Origin of the sequence: Actinoplanes sp. TFC3 (assembly GCF_001553785.1) — a bacterium.
Lineage (GTDB): Bacteria > Actinomycetota > Actinomycetes > Mycobacteriales > Micromonosporaceae > Actinoplanes.
This window is the reverse complement of the sequence record NZ_LOJP01000001.1, coordinates 3,501,472-3,518,569: the sequence shown is the minus strand read 5'-3', so window position 1 is coordinate 3,518,569 and position 17,098 is coordinate 3,501,472. Positions and strand designations below refer to the sequence as shown.

At 63.8% G+C, this 17,098-nt stretch carries 13 protein-coding genes and 1 pseudogene; 10 read left to right on the top strand and 4 right to left on the bottom strand.

All coding sequences use genetic code 11. The features are described 5' to 3' along the window. Both TFC3_RS15840 and TFC3_RS15835 read left to right on the top strand, forming a co-directional pair. Positions 1–443, top strand: a pseudogene (locus TFC3_RS15840) (ABC transporter substrate-binding protein); the annotation flags it as partial. A 355-nt stretch (positions 444–798) separates the two neighbouring features. After that, positions 799–4,401 carry a discoidin domain-containing protein gene (locus TFC3_RS15835; protein ID WP_067500417.1) on the top strand — a complete coding sequence of 1,201 codons (3,603 nt, stop codon included), beginning with the start codon at positions 799–801 and terminating at the stop codon, positions 4,399–4,401. A 33-nt stretch (positions 4,402–4,434) separates the two neighbouring features. Here TFC3_RS15835 and TFC3_RS35870 read toward each other — a convergent pair whose 3' ends face one another. Beyond that, positions 4,435–5,070 carry a TetR/AcrR family transcriptional regulator gene (locus TFC3_RS35870; RefSeq protein WP_082772086.1) on the bottom strand — a complete coding sequence of 212 codons (636 nt, stop codon included), beginning with the start codon at positions 5,068–5,070 and terminating at the stop codon, positions 4,435–4,437. Between the two features lie 116 nt (positions 5,071–5,186). Between TFC3_RS35870 and TFC3_RS15825 the strand changes: the two genes are divergently transcribed. Continuing rightward, on the top strand, positions 5,187–5,900 hold the full coding sequence (locus tag TFC3_RS15825; RefSeq protein ID WP_067506817.1) for a CPBP family intramembrane glutamic endopeptidase: 714 nt from the start codon (positions 5,187–5,189) through the stop codon (positions 5,898–5,900). A 128-nt stretch (positions 5,901–6,028) separates the two neighbouring features. Here TFC3_RS15825 and TFC3_RS15820 read toward each other — a convergent pair whose 3' ends face one another. Both TFC3_RS15820 and TFC3_RS15815 read right to left on the bottom strand, forming a co-directional pair. Continuing rightward, the gene (locus TFC3_RS15820) at positions 6,029–6,442 is read right to left on the bottom strand and encodes a nuclear transport factor 2 family protein (RefSeq protein WP_067500413.1); all 414 of its coding nucleotides are present in this window, start codon (positions 6,440–6,442) and stop codon (positions 6,029–6,031) included. Positions 6,443–6,535: 93 nt separating this feature from the next. Then, positions 6,536–7,975 carry a M1 family metallopeptidase gene (locus TFC3_RS15815; protein ID WP_082772084.1) on the bottom strand — a complete coding sequence of 480 codons (1,440 nt, stop codon included), beginning with the start codon at positions 7,973–7,975 and terminating at the stop codon, positions 6,536–6,538. Positions 7,976–8,230: 255 nt separating this feature from the next. On the opposite strand from TFC3_RS15815, the gene TFC3_RS15810 reads away from it, so the two are divergent. Both TFC3_RS15810 and TFC3_RS15805 read left to right on the top strand, forming a co-directional pair. Then, positions 8,231–8,827 (top strand): SigE family RNA polymerase sigma factor, encoded by a 597-nt coding sequence (locus TFC3_RS15810; protein WP_201787169.1) that lies wholly within the window; start codon positions 8,231–8,233, stop codon positions 8,825–8,827. After that, the gene (locus TFC3_RS15805) at positions 8,824–9,843 is read left to right on the top strand and encodes a hypothetical protein (protein WP_067500411.1); all 1,020 of its coding nucleotides are present in this window, start codon (positions 8,824–8,826) and stop codon (positions 9,841–9,843) included. Before TFC3_RS15810 ends, TFC3_RS15805 begins: the two co-directional genes overlap by 4 nt. 186 nt (positions 9,844–10,029) lie before the next feature. Here TFC3_RS15805 and TFC3_RS15800 read toward each other — a convergent pair whose 3' ends face one another. Beyond that, positions 10,030–11,277: a Gfo/Idh/MocA family protein gene (locus TFC3_RS15800; protein WP_236718147.1), complete on the bottom strand. Its 1,248-nt coding sequence runs from the start codon at positions 11,275–11,277 to the stop codon at positions 10,030–10,032. A 67-nt stretch (positions 11,278–11,344) separates the two neighbouring features. Here TFC3_RS15800 and TFC3_RS15795 point away from each other — a divergent pair, with 67 nt between their 5' ends. The 5 genes from TFC3_RS15795 (at position 11,345) to TFC3_RS15775 (ending at position 17,092) form a co-directional block, all read left to right on the top strand. Continuing rightward, on the top strand, positions 11,345–12,451 hold the full coding sequence (locus TFC3_RS15795) for an ROK family protein (protein WP_067500410.1): 1,107 nt from the start codon (positions 11,345–11,347) through the stop codon (positions 12,449–12,451). Positions 12,452–12,524: 73 nt separating this feature from the next. Further along, entirely contained in the window at positions 12,525–13,778 is a 1,254-nt protein-coding gene (locus TFC3_RS15790) for a sugar ABC transporter substrate-binding protein (RefSeq protein WP_067500408.1), read from the top strand. A gap of 112 nt (positions 13,779–13,890) precedes the next feature. Beyond that, positions 13,891–14,754: a carbohydrate ABC transporter permease gene (locus tag TFC3_RS15785; RefSeq protein ID WP_236718146.1), complete on the top strand. Its 864-nt coding sequence runs from the start codon at positions 13,891–13,893 to the stop codon at positions 14,752–14,754. Positions 14,755–14,767: 13 nt separating this feature from the next. Continuing rightward, positions 14,768–15,562 carry a carbohydrate ABC transporter permease gene (locus TFC3_RS15780; protein WP_236718145.1) on the top strand — a complete coding sequence of 265 codons (795 nt, stop codon included), beginning with the start codon at positions 14,768–14,770 and terminating at the stop codon, positions 15,560–15,562. Positions 15,563–15,592: 30 nt separating this feature from the next. Continuing rightward, entirely contained in the window at positions 15,593–17,092 is a 1,500-nt protein-coding gene (locus TFC3_RS15775) for a spherulation-specific family 4 protein (protein ID WP_067500404.1), read from the top strand. Positions 17,093–17,098: the final 6 nt, after the last annotated feature.

Below are 17,098 nucleotides of genomic sequence, written 5' to 3'. Positions count from 1 at the left end.
TCGACGCGATGTGCAACCAGATCAAGCAGAGCCTGCCGGGCACCGACTGCGTCGGCACCGGTGAGCCGAAGTTCGCCGACCTGCTGACCAAGGTCGACAAGCAAGAGCCGGTCGGCCTGATCCGCCTCGGCTGGGTCATGGACTACCCGCTGATGGAGAACTACCTCGGCCCGCTTTTCAGCGGCGATCCGAAAGGTTCGTCCAACCACTACGGCTACAACAATCCCACATTCGATGCGCTGCTGAAGGAAGGCTCGGCCGCCAAGACCCTTGACGAGGCTAATATCAAGTGGCAGGCGGCCGAGGACATTATCGCGCAGGACATGCCGGTCATTCCGCTGCGGTTCGGCCAGAACGTCTACGGCTTCTCCGAGAAGGTGAAGAACGTCAAGGTCGACACCCAGACCCGCGTTGACCTCTACACCATCGAGACCTCTGATTAGTTGTCTGTCGCCAGCCATGGCAACGTTTTGCCTCCTGGTGGTGCAAGAATGAGGCTGGCTCCGTTTCATTGCAGGCCGTCATCAGAACTGCACAGTGTTCGAAGGCTCGGTCTCAGAGGCTAGGGTTGTGGTCACTGAGACCGGGAGTGGCTTCCTGGCATTTCACTGAAATGCCAGGAAGCCGCTCGCAAAATTTTCGTTGTGGCTAATTGTGACCATATTGGCCGTGCGCACCGATGCTCTTTCCAGACGGGCTGCAAGGAATTATCTACCTGCTTGGAAGGCTTGGCCTCCGCAGCAGCGCACTTGGCTATGACAACGCTGTCAAAGGAAACAACGCCGCCGGAGGCACAGAATGAGCATCTCGAACAGTCGTGTCTCGCGGCGTGCTTTTCTCAGCGCGAACGCCACCGTACTGGCCAGCGTTGGCCTGACCGCCGTGCCGGATGCCGTCGCTCAAGCAGAACCCCAGGCGTCGTCGCCTCTGGACCTCGCCCGGTTCCGGCCGGTGCAAGCTTCCTCCACGGCATACGCAGCCACGCCGCCCCACTTCGCGGTCGATGGCTTGTATCAGAGCGGGGTTCAGGGATCGGGGTGGCGCGCCGGTACCCGCGAGGACCCCCAGTGGATCGAAGTTGACCTGCAAGCCGAGTGCCTTGTCGAGGCGCTGACCCTGACGTTCGAAGCCAAACCGGGTGACCCTGAATGGGTGTCCGGCGGCGCAAGCGAGGTCAACCGCTGGGCCGGCACCACGGGCTATGAAGTGCTCTCGAGCTATCCGGTCGCGTACGAGATCACGGTGTCGCTGGACGGTCGCACCTGGGCCTCGGCTCACCGCAACGAGCGAGGGACTGGCGCGGTCACCACGATCACCCTCGACGCTCCTGTGGCCGCCCGCTGGGTCCGGCTCACGGCCACCATCCGTTCGACTGGCAACCCTCTTGGTCTCAACGGCTTCCAGGTCTTCGGCACTTGCGCGACCGGAAGGCCGGCCGCTAGCGGCTGGACGGACTGGGGCGTTCACCGTCAAGGGCCTCCGCCGCTGGAGACCGCGCATGACGGAACCGTCCCACTCGAGTCGGGTTGGACGCTCACCTATGACGCGAAGGTGCCGGCGGCCACCGGTGCGTCCCTGGCCCGGGTCGGTATCGACACCTCGGCCTGGCTGTCGGCCACCGTCCCGGGTACTGTGCTGGCCGCGCTGGTGGAGCAGGGGCACCTACCCGACCCGGTGAGCGGATTGAACAACCTGTTGATTCCTGAAGCATTGTCGCGGCACTCGTGGTGGTATCGCCGGCAGTTCCGCGTTCCCGAAGCACTGCACACCGGCAGTGGCCGGCGGATCTGGCTGGAGTTCGACGGAATCAACCATCACGCCGAGATCTGGCTGGACGGGGTACACCTCGGTGAGATGACCCATCCGTTTCAGCGTGCTCGGTTTGATGTCACGGCCCATCTCGGCAGCGCGCAGGGCGAGCACGCCATTGCTGTACGCATCGATCCCATGCCTGTGCCGGGTAATCCGGGCGACAGGGGTCCCGACGGGTACTCCTACACCGACGCCGGTTCGGACATGATGAACCGGAACTCTCCCACCTACCTGGCGGTATCGGGCTGGGATTGGATGCCCGCCGTCCGCGACCGGGTGAGCGGCATCTGGAATCACGTGCGCCTGCGCTCGACCGGCCCGATCCTGGTCGGCGACCCCGGTATCCGCTCGGAACTGCCGGACCGGGACACCGCCAAGCTGACGATCACCGTGCCGGTGCACAACCCGTCAGCCGCCGAACGGCCGGTCCGGGTGAAGGCCAGCTTCGGTAGCGTCCGCCTCGCGCAATCGATGACCGTGCCACCGGGCGGACAGGTCGATGCGGTTTTCGACGAGGTCACCGTGACGAAGCCGAAATTGTGGTGGCCCAACGGCTATGGTGAGCCGCATCGTTACGACTTGCGGGTCAGCGCCGAAGTCGAGGGCGTGGTCAGCGATGACCGTACCGTCAAGTTTGGTATCCGCAAGGTGCGGTACGAGACCGTGCCCGGACTGTCCGTGCCACCCGGCGGCTCAGCGGCGAAATCCACGACGTTCGACCGGTGCGTCGCGCGCTATGTGCGTATCCAATGCGACAGACGGGCCACTGCTTGGGGGTCGTCGATGTTCGCGCTGAGTGTCACGGACAGCGCCAATCCGGCCGTCGACCTCGCTCTGCACCGCCCGGCCACTGCTTCGTCGCAGGACAACGCGGACAACGGGCCGGACAAGGCCGTTGACGGGCAGGCAAACACCCGATGGTCATCGAGCTATCGCGATGACCAGTGGATCCAGGTCGATCTCGGGACGGCTGTCGCGTTCGACACGGTCACCATCGAATGGGAAAGCGCGTTCGCCTCCGAACTGCGCATTTTGGTGTCCGCCGACGGCGCGGACTTCGCCGAAGCGGCAGCCGTCAGCAACGGCGCCACGCCGCTGCGACTCGTGGTCAACGGCGTGCCGGTGTTCATCCGTGGCGGTGCCTGGGGATGGGACGAACTGCTGCGCCGGGCACTGCCCGACCGGCTGTCGCATGCCGTGCGGCTGCACAAAGACCTGGGCTTCACGATGATTCGCGCTTGGCTCGGGTCGGTCACCCGTGAGGAGTTGTACGACCACTGCGACGCCAACGGCATCATGGTGTGGAACGAATTTCCGTCGGCGTGGTTCCTCGATCCACCCGACCATGCGGTCTACCTGGCGCAGGCCCATGACACGGTGCTGCGCTACCGCCATCATCCCTGCCTGGTGCTGTGGTGCGCCAAGAACGAGGGCGACCCGTCGCCGGACATCGACGCTGCGCTGCGCACTTCGGTCACCTCGCTGACCGATACGTTATATGTGAGCAACTCGATCGCCGGGCCCTTCCATGCCGACGGCGGGTATTCCTGGCGCCCGCCGGAGGACTACTTCTCAGGCGCAGCTTCCGGCGGTCGCTTCGGTTTGCACAGCGAAATCGGCCTCCCGACTGTGCCTGTCGAGGAAAGCATGCGCAATCTGCTCGGCATCGGCGAGGACTCAGACGAGGGCTGGCCGATCAGCGGCGCGTGGTACATGCACGATTGGTCTGCGAAAGGGGCGCAGAACCCGCTCTCGTACAAGGAAGCTATCGATACCCGTCTCGGAGAGTCCGCTGACCTCGGCGAGTTCTGTCGGAAAGCCCAGCTCATCAACTATGAGGCGATGCGGGCGCTGTTTGAGGCGTTCAATGCCCGGCTGTGGCACGACGCCAACGGGGTACTGCTGTGGATGTCTCACCCGGCATGGCACAGCACCGTCTGGCAGGTGTACGACTATGACCTCGATGTCAACGGCACCTACTACGGTGCACGTACGGCCAACGAGATGATCCATGTTCAAGCGAATCAGCCCCGTTGGGATGTCGTAGTAGTCAATCACGCCGCCAGAGCCGTCCAGCGCGGCACAGTAACCGCCGAGCTGTTCGGCTTCGACGGCCGGCGACTGGCTCAGCCGCAGCGCAGCTCAATGGACGTAGCCGCTGGTGCGGTGACCCCCGCATTCTCTGTGAATTGGCCCGCAGATGCGCCGGCGGCACATTTGCTGTTGTTGACCTTCACCGACCGTGCCGGCCGGACGTTGTCACGCAACACCTACTGGCGCTACCGCACGGCGAGCGATCTGCGTGCGATAAACGACGTGGCTCCGACCCATGTGCGAGTACGCCAACGTAGGCGCGGCGATGCACTTGTGGTCCGGCTGACCAATACGGGTGCGACAGTTGCGGCCATGGTGCGCCTCTCCGCGCGCGACAAACGTAGCGGCCGGCGGGTGTTGCCGGTGATTTACGACGACAACTATCTGTGGCTGCTGCCTGGCGAAACCCGTGAGATCGGGGTTCGGAGCCTCGCTGACCACCCGGCTCGGCGGCTGACGGTAGCCGTCGATGGCTATAACGTGCCCCAGACGTGACCACCGTCATGCCCCGTCAACTCGGGACCGTAGTCACAGAACCGGTGCTGCTCCTTGCGCTTCGGGCGTGACGAGCTTCCCTGCAGATCTTTCGACAACACTGTTGACGTAGTGCCGGAGAACTCGATGCTCGAGGCTGAGATCGAAGCGTCGGGGCTCGACGAGCATGCACAGATGCAGGCCGTTGATCATTGCGAGGGCGTACGCGGCATGATCGTCGATGTCGTCTTCTTGCACGTGTCCTTGCCGGGCAAGGGTTTTCAGCCATCGATGCAGGACTGTGGTGGATGCCTCGTGCGCACTGGTGAGAACGCCGCGGAAGGCGGGTGCGGCATCGGGGCCGAACGACAGTCTGTACAGCTCGAACCAGCTGTTGAGTGCCGCTGCCTGTTCGTTTTGCGCGGGGGGCGGCAGGAATTGCAGGAGGCAGTCGAACAGTCTGTCTGCCGGGTCCAGCTTGTCATCGTCGATGGTGAGGTCTTTCACCAGGCCGAGGACGAGTTCGGTAGCGATGACCCGGTGGAGATGCGCTTGCGTCGGGAAGTGGTGGCGAAGGGTTGAGGCACCGACTCCCGCCTCTTTCGCAACGCCTCGCACACTCAGGGCGCTGAAGCCTGACGTGCGTACCAGGGCCATGGCCGCTTCGACGAGTTTTTCCCGTGACGACATCACACAAGCGTACGGCACAATCTGCCCTTCTGTACCGGCACGGTTGACCAGAACTGTGCCGGTACATATCGTGGTTGCCGTACTGGAACGAGTCGAAGGAGCGCAACGTGAACAGCATGTCCCCCCCTCAGCTGGCTCCGCTGCACCAGGACCTGCGGCCTGGCTGGCCCGAGATCATCGCCGCTGGCATCACCTACGCCGTGATGTACCGGTTCGGGCCCCCGCTCGCGGAGAATGCCGCGGGCGATTCCGGCGTCATCCAGGGCTTGGCTCTCGCAGCACTGTCAGGCGTGATGGGCCTGCTGGCCTTCTTCGCCGCCTTCGCGGTCCGGCTGCGATCCTGGTCCGCGTTCGGCGTGAAAGCAGCGCCTCGTCGATGGATGTTCATAGCAGTCGGGTGCGGGCTGGCCGCGATCGTCCTTACCGAGACGGTGTCGCTGATCGTGGTGCAGCTTGTCGGCACAGGTGCCGGCGATGTGCAAGGCGTGTACCGCTCAGCGGCGAGTGCCGGACCGCTCGCTTTGACCCTGCAACTGATCTTCATCGCTGTGCTGACCCCGGTGGGGGAGGAGCTGGCGTTCCGTGCCGTCCTGACAAATGCGCTGTCGCGTTACGGCCACTGGGTCAGCGGCATCGTGAGTACGCTTGTCTTCGCCGTGGTGCACCTCGATCTGGTCGGCACCCCGAAACTGAATCTGGTTCTGATCCCGGCCCTGATTGTTGGCGGCATCAACGCTTTTCTCTTCCTCAAGACGAAGTCGGTGTGGCCGGGAATCATCGTGCACGCCATCAACAACGGCCTCATCACGCTGCTGAGCCTGGCCGGCTGATGACCGGCAAGATCGCGCCTTGACTTCTGCCCGGCTGAATCGCCCGAGCGCGTTGCCCTGGAAGGATTGCCTGCTTCGGCGCAGCTGCTCGAGGCGGCGCCAAATGTGGCAGGCCGCCCGGCTCTGCTTCACTGACGAGGTGCGGTCTCGCCATGCACTGCCAGGGTGGTCAGCGGGTTCGAATAGTCGCGATAACGCAGGCAAAGGCCATCGTGGGTGGTGAAGATCGCGACGAAGCCGATCACGAACGGGTGTCCGGTGGCCAGAGCTGTGCCGTTGCCGCTGAACTCCACGACGATGGTCTTGGGGTCAGCGGTTTCGTGCACGATCAAATTATTGACTCCTTGGATGTCAAACAGCCTGGTGTGAGACGAGACGTATTCCCGCAGACCGGCCGGAGTTGACAAGATTCGGACATGCCCAGGCGGCGCGAAGGGGAACTCCATCACGCAGTCCGGGTGCATCAACGACAAGAAGCCGAAGATGTCCTTGGAAAGCAGTCGATGCAGGCAGTCCACGAACACCTCGGCGGTGCTGGTCACTTCGACATTCCTTCGCTGGGTGCGGTCGAATCTTCTCGGCAGGCTGATCGGGCCGCGCAGAGCTGTAGGCGGTGAGCCCCTCTGCGGACGGTGTCAGCGTTCGCTTGAAGAAGGCTTCGGTGGCTTTGCCGCAGCGAACAGCCATGTTGTGAGGAGAGACTTCATATCTCTCCCGCCAGCCGCTCTGGTGGCGGCGGCGATGAAGTCGTCGGTGGCCGCGTTGCCGTTCTTGTGCTCGGCGGGCCAGGACTTGAGCAAGGCGAAGAAGGCTGCATCCCCGATAGCGGAACGCAGGGCCTGCAACGTCATCGCCCCGCGTTGGTACACAGGCGCAGCGAAAAGCGCGTCCGCACCAGGATCGCCTGGCGGTAGCTTCCACTCTGTTTTCGAATACGCCTGGTCGAAGCTGTCCTGGACGCTCAGCTCACCCTCATGCTCCTTCCACAGCCATTGCGCATAGGTGGCGAAGCCCTCATTGAGCCAGATGTCTTTCCAACGCTTGAGTGAAACGCTGTCCCCGAACCATTGGTGAGCCAGCTCATGTGCCACGACGGAGGTGCCGTTGTCGGGGCGCAGAATCGTACTGGCGTAGGTGGGCCGGCTCTGAGTTTCCAACGCGAAGTCGATGCGGCTGTCGTCGAGCACGAGAGCGCCGTAGGCATCGAACGGGTACGGCCCGAACCGGGTGGCCAGAAAGTCGGCGATCTCACCGGTGCGGGCCACGGCTTGGGCCGGCGGGCTGTCGGCGGGCAGTGAGCTGGGCACTGCGATGACCATCGGTCTGCCCAGATGGGTCGAGCGGTCGATGCGGTAATGGCCGATCGCTACTGTGCTCAAATAGCTTGCCATGGGCGATGCTTCGGTCCACGTCCAGGTGGTCCAGCCGTCGCTGGTGGTTTGCGGGCTGGGCGTGCCGTTGCTGATCACCTGCAGCCCGGCTGGCACGGTCATTTTCAGCTTGTAGGTGGCTTTGTCGGACGGGTGGTCGTTGACTGGGTACCAGGTTCTGGCGGACGCGGGCTCACCGAGAGCGAAGCCGCCCACCTGTGCAGGAAGCCAGCCGCCGGTGGTGTTCCTGGTGTTCTTACGGGTCCGTGTGCTGACGTAATTGACGACAGTGGTGAACCTCTTGCCTTCGGCGATTCCGGCCGGTGGCGTCACGGTCAGCTCGTCGTCGTCCTCGCGTGTTGCGCAGACCGCTCCATCGACCGTCACGCTGCTGGCTTTGAGGTCCTTGAAGTCGAGGTTGAAGCGACTCAGGTTCTGTGTGGTGGTCGCCGTGATGGTGGCGGTGCCACTCAGTCCGCCGTCGACGGGGTCGTAACGCAAGGACAGGTCGTAATCGGCGACGTCGTACCCGCCGTTGCCGTACGCCGGGAAATACCTGTCGCCGATGCCTTTCCCGCCCGCGCTGAAGACCGGTTGCTTCACCCCGGTTCCGCTCGTCGCTGTCGGCTGACCTGCCTGCTTGTGCGCCGTGCAACCGCCAAGGAGCACGACACCGACGACAACACCGATTCTGACGACCTTCATGGCGGGAGTGTGGCGGCTTCAGCGCTGAAGCCGCGTCATCACAAAGGCCAATTTCTGCCGGCCGCGATCATACGAAAGTCGGAGTCCACCTGCGTAATGAAGGAGCAGTCCGTGGTGCGACGAATAATGCCTGCCCATGCTGGTGAAACAACGCGATTACTCGTGTCGGGCCTGCGGTCCTTCCACAGCCCCGGCGCGGTCGAATCGCTTCTACCGTGACCAGATACGCGTCGATAGCGGTTCGCGAGCGAGTGAATGGAAAAAGTAAGCGCCGCAACCAACCTTCCGGCGACCGGCAACGTCTGGGGGGTCATGAAGTTCAGACGAGGTCCGGATGCCGACGAGTCGTTCACCGCTTTCGTGGCGACGCGCTCCAACCGGCTGATAGCGTACGCCGAGTTGCTTTGCGGTGATCGTGAGCAAGCTCGCGACATCGTGCAAACCGTCCTCGTCCGCGTATATCAGCGATGGTCACGCATCGAGCACGATGATCCTTACGGCTATGTCCAGCGTGCCGTGACGAATGCGGTTACCGATCTGTGGCGGACGGCCTACCGGCGCCACGAACGACTGGTCGACGTCGTACCCGACGTACCGGCGGGCTCGGACATCAGTTTTGAAGACCGCCGGGCGCTGCTGGCGGCTCTCGATGTTCTCACGCAGCGTGAACGCGCCGTTGTGGTGCTGCGTTACCTCGACGATCGCTCCGAACGCGACGTGGCCGGCATTCTCGGAATCAGTGTCGGCACGGTGAAGTCCACGTGCCACAAGGGCCTGAGCAAAATGCGCGTCGCGCTCGATGAACAAACGACAACTTCTCATCTCTCCAACGGAAAACAGGAGCAGCCGTGACCCTCACTCAGAACGACCTGCGAAATGCCATGAACGACGTGGCCCGCTCAACGGAGGCACTCAACCCTGGCACTGTCCTGCGGTTTGCGAAGCGACGCCGTACCCGACGCCGGTTCGTCGGCGTGACCGGAGCCGGGCTGGCCGTTGCGGCGGTGGCCGGCGGCGTCGCCGCGATGAGCCCGGCCAGTCATGACCATTCTGTCGCCGGCTCAGGCAACACCGTGCTCAGCTCGGGCAATGCGATTCAGGACCTCGACAGCTCGCTCAATGGCCTTCGGTCTGGGAACTACATCTTCACCCGACTCAATGCCTACGAACTCAGTGACGTCAAACTCGGTCACGTTGCTCTGCCCGGCGGCTACCTCGTGGAGAACGTTGACAACGTGACCACCATGCGTACCGATGGAGCGGCGTACTTGAAGCCCCACCCGCCGCAGGGTTACGACCCGAACGACTATTACCAGAAGCTGGAGCGGGAGGGGGCCTCGAAGGCGGAAATCGACGTCTACCGTCAGGGCTTCGCGCAGTTGTACGGCACGAAATGGCTGCGTGTCGATGAGCAGCGTCTCACCGAGGCCGCCGATGTCGAGGAGCAGAGCAGCTTGGACTATATCGCGCCGTTTCCCACTGCCGAGAATCCTGACATCACCGGGTCGGACGCCCTGATAAGCGCAGTAGTGGAGGCTCAACGCGTGGGAAACACAATTACGGGAACTCTCGATGCCACCAAAATCGACGAAAAGTCGCGACTGGTCATGAGCGAGCCGGCCGGATACTACGGCCCGCAGGCGAGGCACATGCCCTTCGAAGCCATCGTGGACCAGCAAGGCCGTCTCATCAAACTGACGCTCGACTTGCCGGACAAGCTCGCGTCGCAGGCACCCGACGCACAGCCGGAGCCGTCGCTGATCATCACCGTTTCCCAATATGGTGGAGTCTCCGTACCCGCTGCCCCAGCGGGCGCAGAACCCATGAAATCGTTCACCTACGATCTGCTGGCACGTGACGCGGACTGATCCACGGGCGAATTGGTGCTGGGAGTTCCTACGATGACGTCGGCGTGGGCGTGCCGAAGACGGTCGTTGTTCTCAGCCAACTGCCGTTGTGGACTACGGTCGCGGCGAGGTGACGAGCGCGTCGCGACCGCAGGTGCAGCCGCCGGAGCCGTTGGCGCCCGGGAATCCGGCAGCAACGTACCCGGATCAAGGGGCTAGCTTGACCACTGTGCTGGTGTGCCGGGCCCGCTCGGCGGCCCAGACGATCTGGTGGCTGGCGAGGCTGGTTGCGGCATCGGATTTGAGCAGACCGGGATTGCCGGCCGCTACCGCTGCTATGAACGTGTCAACCAGGTTGTCGTCGGCGTCGGCGTGGCCGGCCTCGAGGGAGTCGGTGCCGCCGGCGTTGATCTCCTCCTCCTTTCCGGTGCGGAAGTCGACAAGGCGTAGACGTGTGCCGTCGCCCTCCAGGTAACCATGCGTACCAAAGAACCGGGTTTTTCGCAGTTCGAACGGGGTGAAGGCGGTCATGGTGAAGGTGCAGGACAATCCGTCGACAAAGGACATGGTGACGACCTGGTGGTCGACGGCATCGTTGTCGCTGGCATAAACGCACCGGCCGTACGGTCCATCGCGCAGGGCCGTCAGCACTCCGGCCTCGGTGTGCTCGGCGGTGACGGCGGACAGCGGCCAGAACTCCTGCTCCGGATCGCCAAGACAGCCGAGATAGAGCCGGGGGGCTGAATATGGGCAGGTGGGTTCGAGCGGGCAGTCGAGGCAGCGGTCAGTAGCGGCCGCTGGGCGCGACTCCGGCCGGAAGTGTGACACCTGACCGAACGAGCTCAGCCGGGCCACCGGCCGGTCAATGAGGTACATCAGCCAATCGATGTCGTGGCAGGCCTTGGCCAGCAGCATGGGGGAGCTGGTACGGCTGTTGTTCCACTCGCCGCGGACAAATGAATGCGCCTGATGCCACCAGCCGACCGGCTCCAGGTGTTGAACGCTGACCAGGGTACCGATTCGCCCGGAATCGAGGATCGCCTTCAACACCCGCGTGTACTCGGTGTAGCGCAGGACGTGGCACAACGCGAAAATCACGTTGTTGCGCTCCACCGCCTCGGTGATGCGGACGGCCTCCTCCTCCGTCGGCGCGAGCGGCTTCTCCACCATGAGGTGGTAGCCGAGATCGGCCAGCGCGATTGCTGGACCGCTGTGCTCGCGGTCCGGGGTAGCGATGATTGCGCCGTCGGCGAGTCTCCCCGCCGCGGCGAGGTCACGCCAATCGCGGAACACCATGTCGTCGGCGAGCCCGAATTCGGTGGCGAAACGCTCCCGCCGTCCGTTGTCGGGCTCGGCGACGGCGACCAGGCGCCCCGAGCCGGTGGCGACCGCCCGGCGGGCATAGGCTTGACCTCGAAGCCCGGCCCCCACCACAACTAAGCTGACTTGGCTCACAAAGATCTCACTTTCTACACTCTCCATCATTAGTAGCCGCGTGGTGCTGGTCTGGTCAAGGAGAGTCATGGTGGAAATCGTCGGGGGAGACCTGTCCCGGCTGCGGCAGCTGAACACCCAGGGGGCTCTGCGTGTGCTGCGCACAGCCACGTCGATGACCCTGACCGAGTTGTCGCGGCATACGGGTCTGTCCCGGGCGTCGACCGAGGACGTGGTGGACGACTTGCTCACCCAGCGCTGGGTGGTCGAGGTGCCGCCCGTGGCCGGCGCGATGGGTCGTCCAGCCAAACGGTTTCGGTTTCGTAGCGATGCGGCTCACGTGCTCGGCCTGGACATCGGCGACAGTTGGGTCCGGGTGCTGATCACCGACCTCGACGGCGCCGTGCTGGGGCGCGCTCAGGCGGACGTGCAAGTCTCTGCGGGGCGTGACCGGCGGCTGGCGGTGGCCTGGGATGCGGTTGCCGATTGCCTGCGTACCAGTGGACTGAACGCTGCAGAGCTCACTGCGGTGGGGGTGGCCAGCAGCGGCCTGGTGGATGCGACCGGCAAGGTGGTGCTGTCGGTGGACATCCCGGAGTGGACCGGGCTCAACCTGGCCGAGCACTTCGGCGTGCTTCTGGGAGTCCCGGTCCGCGTCGACAATGACGGCCGGCTCGCGGCTCTGGCCGAGAAATGGCTCGGCGTGGCCCGCTACGCCAAGGACTTCGTGTATCTGCTGGCCGGACTGCGCACAGGTCTCGGCCTGGTGATCGGCGGGAACCTGCACCGGGGCTTCGGCAGGGCAGCCGGCGAGATCGGGGCGCTACCGGCGGCCGGCTGGATCCGCGCCCCGGAGCACCTGCGCGCCGATGGCCGGGAGGTGGCGGATCTGTTCGCGGCGGCGGCCGCAGGGGACCGCAAGGCGCTCGGCGCGGTCCGGCGTTACGTGCGCGACATGTCGGTGGGCACTGCCGCCCTGGTCCTGACCCTCGATCCGCAGATGGTGGTGCTCGGCGGCGGGTTCTCCCGTTTCGCCGGCGTCCTGATCGACCGGCTTCGCGGTGAGCTTGACAAGCAGTGCATCCGGACGCCTGAAGTGCTGGCCTCCGGCTTGGGCGATGAGGAGGCCGTGGCGCTCGGCGCCGTCCGTCTGGCACTGGATCACGCCAACGACATCTTGTTCGGGGCTGCTTGACAAACTTTTCATGGAGACCACTAATTGTTTCCAACCTGATGGCTCGTGAGGCCGGCGTGGAAGGGAACTGTCCATGGCAAGGTTTCGACGTGCGGCGCTCGCCCTGGCGGGCGCAGTCGCCCTGGTAGCGGCTACCGCGGCGTGTGGCGATGATGATTCCGGAAGAACCGATCCGAACGCGACGGTGACACTCTCGTACGCGGTCTGGGACAAGAACCAGGTTCCGGCTATGCAGGAAATCGCATCGGCGTTCACCAAGCAGAACCGGAATATTGTGGTTGATGTTCAGCTCACTCCCTGGGAGACGTACTGGACGAAGCTGAAGGCGGCGGCCACCGGTGGAACCGCGCCCGACGTCTTCTGGATGAACGGTCCCAACTTCCAGCTGTACGCAACAAACGACGTGCTGGCGCCGCTGGACACCTTCGACACGAGCAACTATCCGAAGGCGTTGATCGACCTCTACACGGTCGACGGCAAGCAGTACGGGATTCCCAAGGACTTCGACACCGTCGGGCTCTGGTACAACAAGGCGCTTTTCGATGCGGCCGACGTGACCTATCCGGACGACACCTGGACCTGGGAAACCTTCAAGGCTGCCGCAGCCAAGCTGACGGACAAGGCCAAGGGCCAGTACGCTATTGCGGCAAATCTGACCTCCGCCCAGGAGTACCAGTACAACACCATCTACCAGGCCGGCGGCAGCGTGATCTCGGCTGACGGCAAGACCTCCGGGTACGCCGATCCAGCCACTGTGCAAGGTCTGAAGTTCTGGACCGATCTGATAGCGGCCGGGCAGTCACCAGACCTCAAGACCATGACCGACACCGCTTCGATCAACCTGTTCGAGTCGGGCAAGACGGCGATGTACTACGGAGGATCCTGGAACGCCGGCGAGTTCACCACCAACGCCTCCATCAAGTCCAAGGTGGATGTGGCAGTGCTGCCCAAGGGGGTCAAGCAGGCAACCGTCATCCACGGTCTGGCCAACGTGATCTCTGCGAAGTCGGCGCACAAGGAGCAGGCCTGGAAGTTCGTGCAGTACCTCGGATCCAGGCAAGCCGCCGAGATCGAGAGCAAGGCAGGCGTCATCCCTGCGTTCAACGGCACGCAGCAGGCGTGGGTCGACAGGCACCCCGAGTTGCACCTTCAGGCGTTACTGGACGAGCTCGCCTATGCGGTGCCGTTCCCCGTGTCGCGTAACACCGCAGCCTGGAACGAACTGGAAATGACCTACCTGACTCCGGCGTGGAACCAGCGGGAGGGCGTCTCGTCCGCCGCGAACAAGCTCGCTACGGCCATGAACGACGCCCTCGCCAAGGAGTAGGGCGGTGGCAACCGACTCTTTGGTGAAAGAGGCGAGTGTCGCGGACATGCAGCCCGCGATACCACACCGCCGCCGGAAGGTTCAGTGGACAGAGGCGCTATGGGGATACGCCTTGATCGCCCCGACTGCCGCTGGCCTGCTGGTTTTCTATCTCTGGCCGGTGCTGCAGACCGCTTACCTGTCGTTCACCCATTCGGGGCCGTTCGGCGGGGCGGCCCAGTGGACCGGGTTCGACAACTACCGCGAGCTGCTCAGCGATCCTGAGCTGGGGCGCGCGCTGCGCAATACCATCGCCTACACGATCCTGAGTCTTCTCGGCGTGCCGATCGCCGTCTTCTTCGCCGCCCTGCTCGCAAAGCCGGGACTGAGCGGGGTGACTGCCTACCGGGCGTTGTTCTTCCTGCCAGCGGTCACCACCCCGGTTGCGGTCGCGATGATCTGGCGCTGGCTCTACAACGGCGACTTCGGCATCATCAACTACCTGCTCTCACTCCTCGGCATCCACGGGTTGCACTGGATCGCCGACCCGAGGACCGCTCTTTACGCCATGGTGATCACCGGCATCTGGATGGGGCTCGGCTACAACATAGTCATCTTCGTAGCCGGCATCCAGGCGATCCCACGGCACTACTACGAGGCGGCCGAGCTGGACGGCGCTGGACCGGTGCAGCAATTCTTCCGGATCACCGTGCCGCTGCTGTCACCGAGCATGTTCTTCGTGTCGGTGATCTCGGTGATCGGCTCGTTGCAGTTGTTCGACCTCGTGTACGTGATGATGGGCGGCTCCAGTCAGAGCACGCGCAGCAACCCCGCGTTCCCGAACACCGAAACGATCGTCTACTTGTTCTATGCCAAAGCCTTCCAAGCCAACGACAAGGGTTACGGCGCGGCCATTGCGATGTTACTGCTCTTGATCATCCTGGTGCTGACCGCTGTCCAGTTTCGTCTGCAGAAGCGATGGGTGACCTATGCGTAAGCCCCGCTCGACGATGACCCACACGCTGCTGGCGATCGGGGCGGCCGGCATGCTCGCACCGTACGTCTGGCAGTTCCTGACCTCATTGAAGACCCTGGCCGGCGCTACTCGCGTGCCACCAACGGTTGTGCCGGATGGGCGGTGGGACAACTACGGCCAGATCTTCCGGCTGCTTCCCTTCCAGGCGCAATTCCTCAACACGCTGGTGATGACGGCAGCCCGTAGCCTCGGCCAGGTGCTGCTGTGCTCGATGGCGGCCTATGCGTTCGCCCGGCTGAGGTTTCCCGGCCGTACGTTTCTCTTCGGTCTGTTCCTGTCGGTCCTCATGGTGCCGCCGCAACTGTTCATCATCCCGCAGTATGAAATCATCGCGAAGCTGGGCTGGTTGAACAGCTTGCCGGCGCTGATCGTCCCGGGGCTGTTCAGCGCGTTCGGGGTTTTTCTGCTGCGGCAATTCTTTCTCGGCTTGCCGGCCGAGCTCGACGAGGCGGCCCGGCTCGATGGCGCCAACCCGTTGCGCATCTGGTGGTCGGTGATGATGCCGCTGGCCCGGCCGGGACTGATGGCACTCGGCATCCTTACCACTATCTGGTCCTGGAATGACTTCTTCTGGCCGCTGGTGGTCAACAACGACCCGAAGAAGATGACGCTCTCCGCCGGATTGGCCTCTCTGCAGGGCCAGTTCATGACCGATTACCCGGTTCTGATGGCCGGATCCTTGCTGGCGTCCCTGCCGGTCATCGCAGTGTTCGTGGCGATGCAGCGGCAGTTCGTACAAGGAATCGCTTTCACCGGCAGCAAAGGGTAGTAGTCCACCTCCCTACCTAAGGAGTTGTCAATGCGCACCGCCCTGCTCAGCCTCGCCGTCGCCGCCGCCTTCGTCATCGCCCCCGATGCCGCATCAGCGCAGGCAACAACCCAGCACATTGCTGCACCCGCGTATTTCGGTTCCGCAAGCCCGTACTGGAGTCAGGTGAACCAGAGCTCGCCTGGCTTGGGCGTCGTCATCGCCAACCCGAACAATGGGCCCGGCACCGCCTTTGACCAGGGCTACGCCAACGTCATCCGGGCGGCGGCCAATTCCGGTGTACGCGTCATCGGCTACGTCGACACCGGGTACTTCGGCACGACGGGCCGCACTACCCGTACCGGCCAGACCACCACAGCCGCGTGGACCACCCAGTCCGAGGCCGACATCGACAGTTGGTACGCGATGTACGGTAGCTATGGCCTAGCGGGGATCTTCTTCGATGACGGGCTCCCCGACTGCGCGCACGTCAGCCTGTATGAAGCTGTCAACACCTATGCCAAGCAGCACCACCCCGGCGCCTACACCGTGGACAACCCTGGCACCGCTGCTGACAGCTGTTATGCGTCGGCGGCCGACACCATCGTGATGTTCGAGGGCACCTATGCCACCTATACCGGGTGGACCGCGCCCGCCTGGGAACTCAATTCCACGAACCCCGACAAGTTCTGGCACCTGGTCTATGCCACGCCGAACCAGTCCGACATGGCCAACGCGATGGCCCTCAGCAAGCAGCGCAACGCCGGCTACATCTACGTGACCCCCGACGATCTACCCAACCCCTGGGACACTCTGCCGACCGGCGCCTACTGGGCGGACGAGCTGGCCCGGACCAATGCGAACGGCGGCGACACCACACCGCCCAGCACGCCCGGCGGTCTGCACTCCACCACGGTAGGCACCACCAGCGTCGGTCTGGCCTGGAACGCGTCGAACGACAACAACGCCGTAGCCGACTACGTGGTGACGGCAAACGGTACGACGGTGGCCACGGTCACCGGAACCAGCACCACCGTCGGTAACCTGAGTCCGGCCACGGCCTACACGTTCACGGTCATCGCCCGAGACGCGGCCCGCAACAGCTCTCCGGCCAGCTCCCCGCTTGTGATCACCACCAAGGGCGGTGGCACCGGAACCGGTTGTGCCACGTCGGCGGGCTCTGGCCCCATCACCGGCATCTCAGCCTGCCGTGACGCGGTGTCCCTGAAGTTCAAAGCTACCTTCAACACGACGGTCAGCCTGCATCATGTCTTTTTGAACACCGACAACAACCCTGCGACCGGCTACCAACTCCCGTCACCGTCCGCCACCCGCCTCGGTGCCGATTACATGATCGAGAACAACATTCTCTATCGCAGCCTGTCAACCGGATGGAGCTGGGCAGCGGTCAGCGGTGTGAGCCCGAACATGGTCGTCAGCGGCGCCACGTACTCCTGGACGGTGCCGGTGTCGGCCTTCCCCAGCCTGGCCTCACCCCAGCAGGCAGTCTTCAACGGCAACACCAACTACTCCACAGTACTTTCCTATTGATGTCTG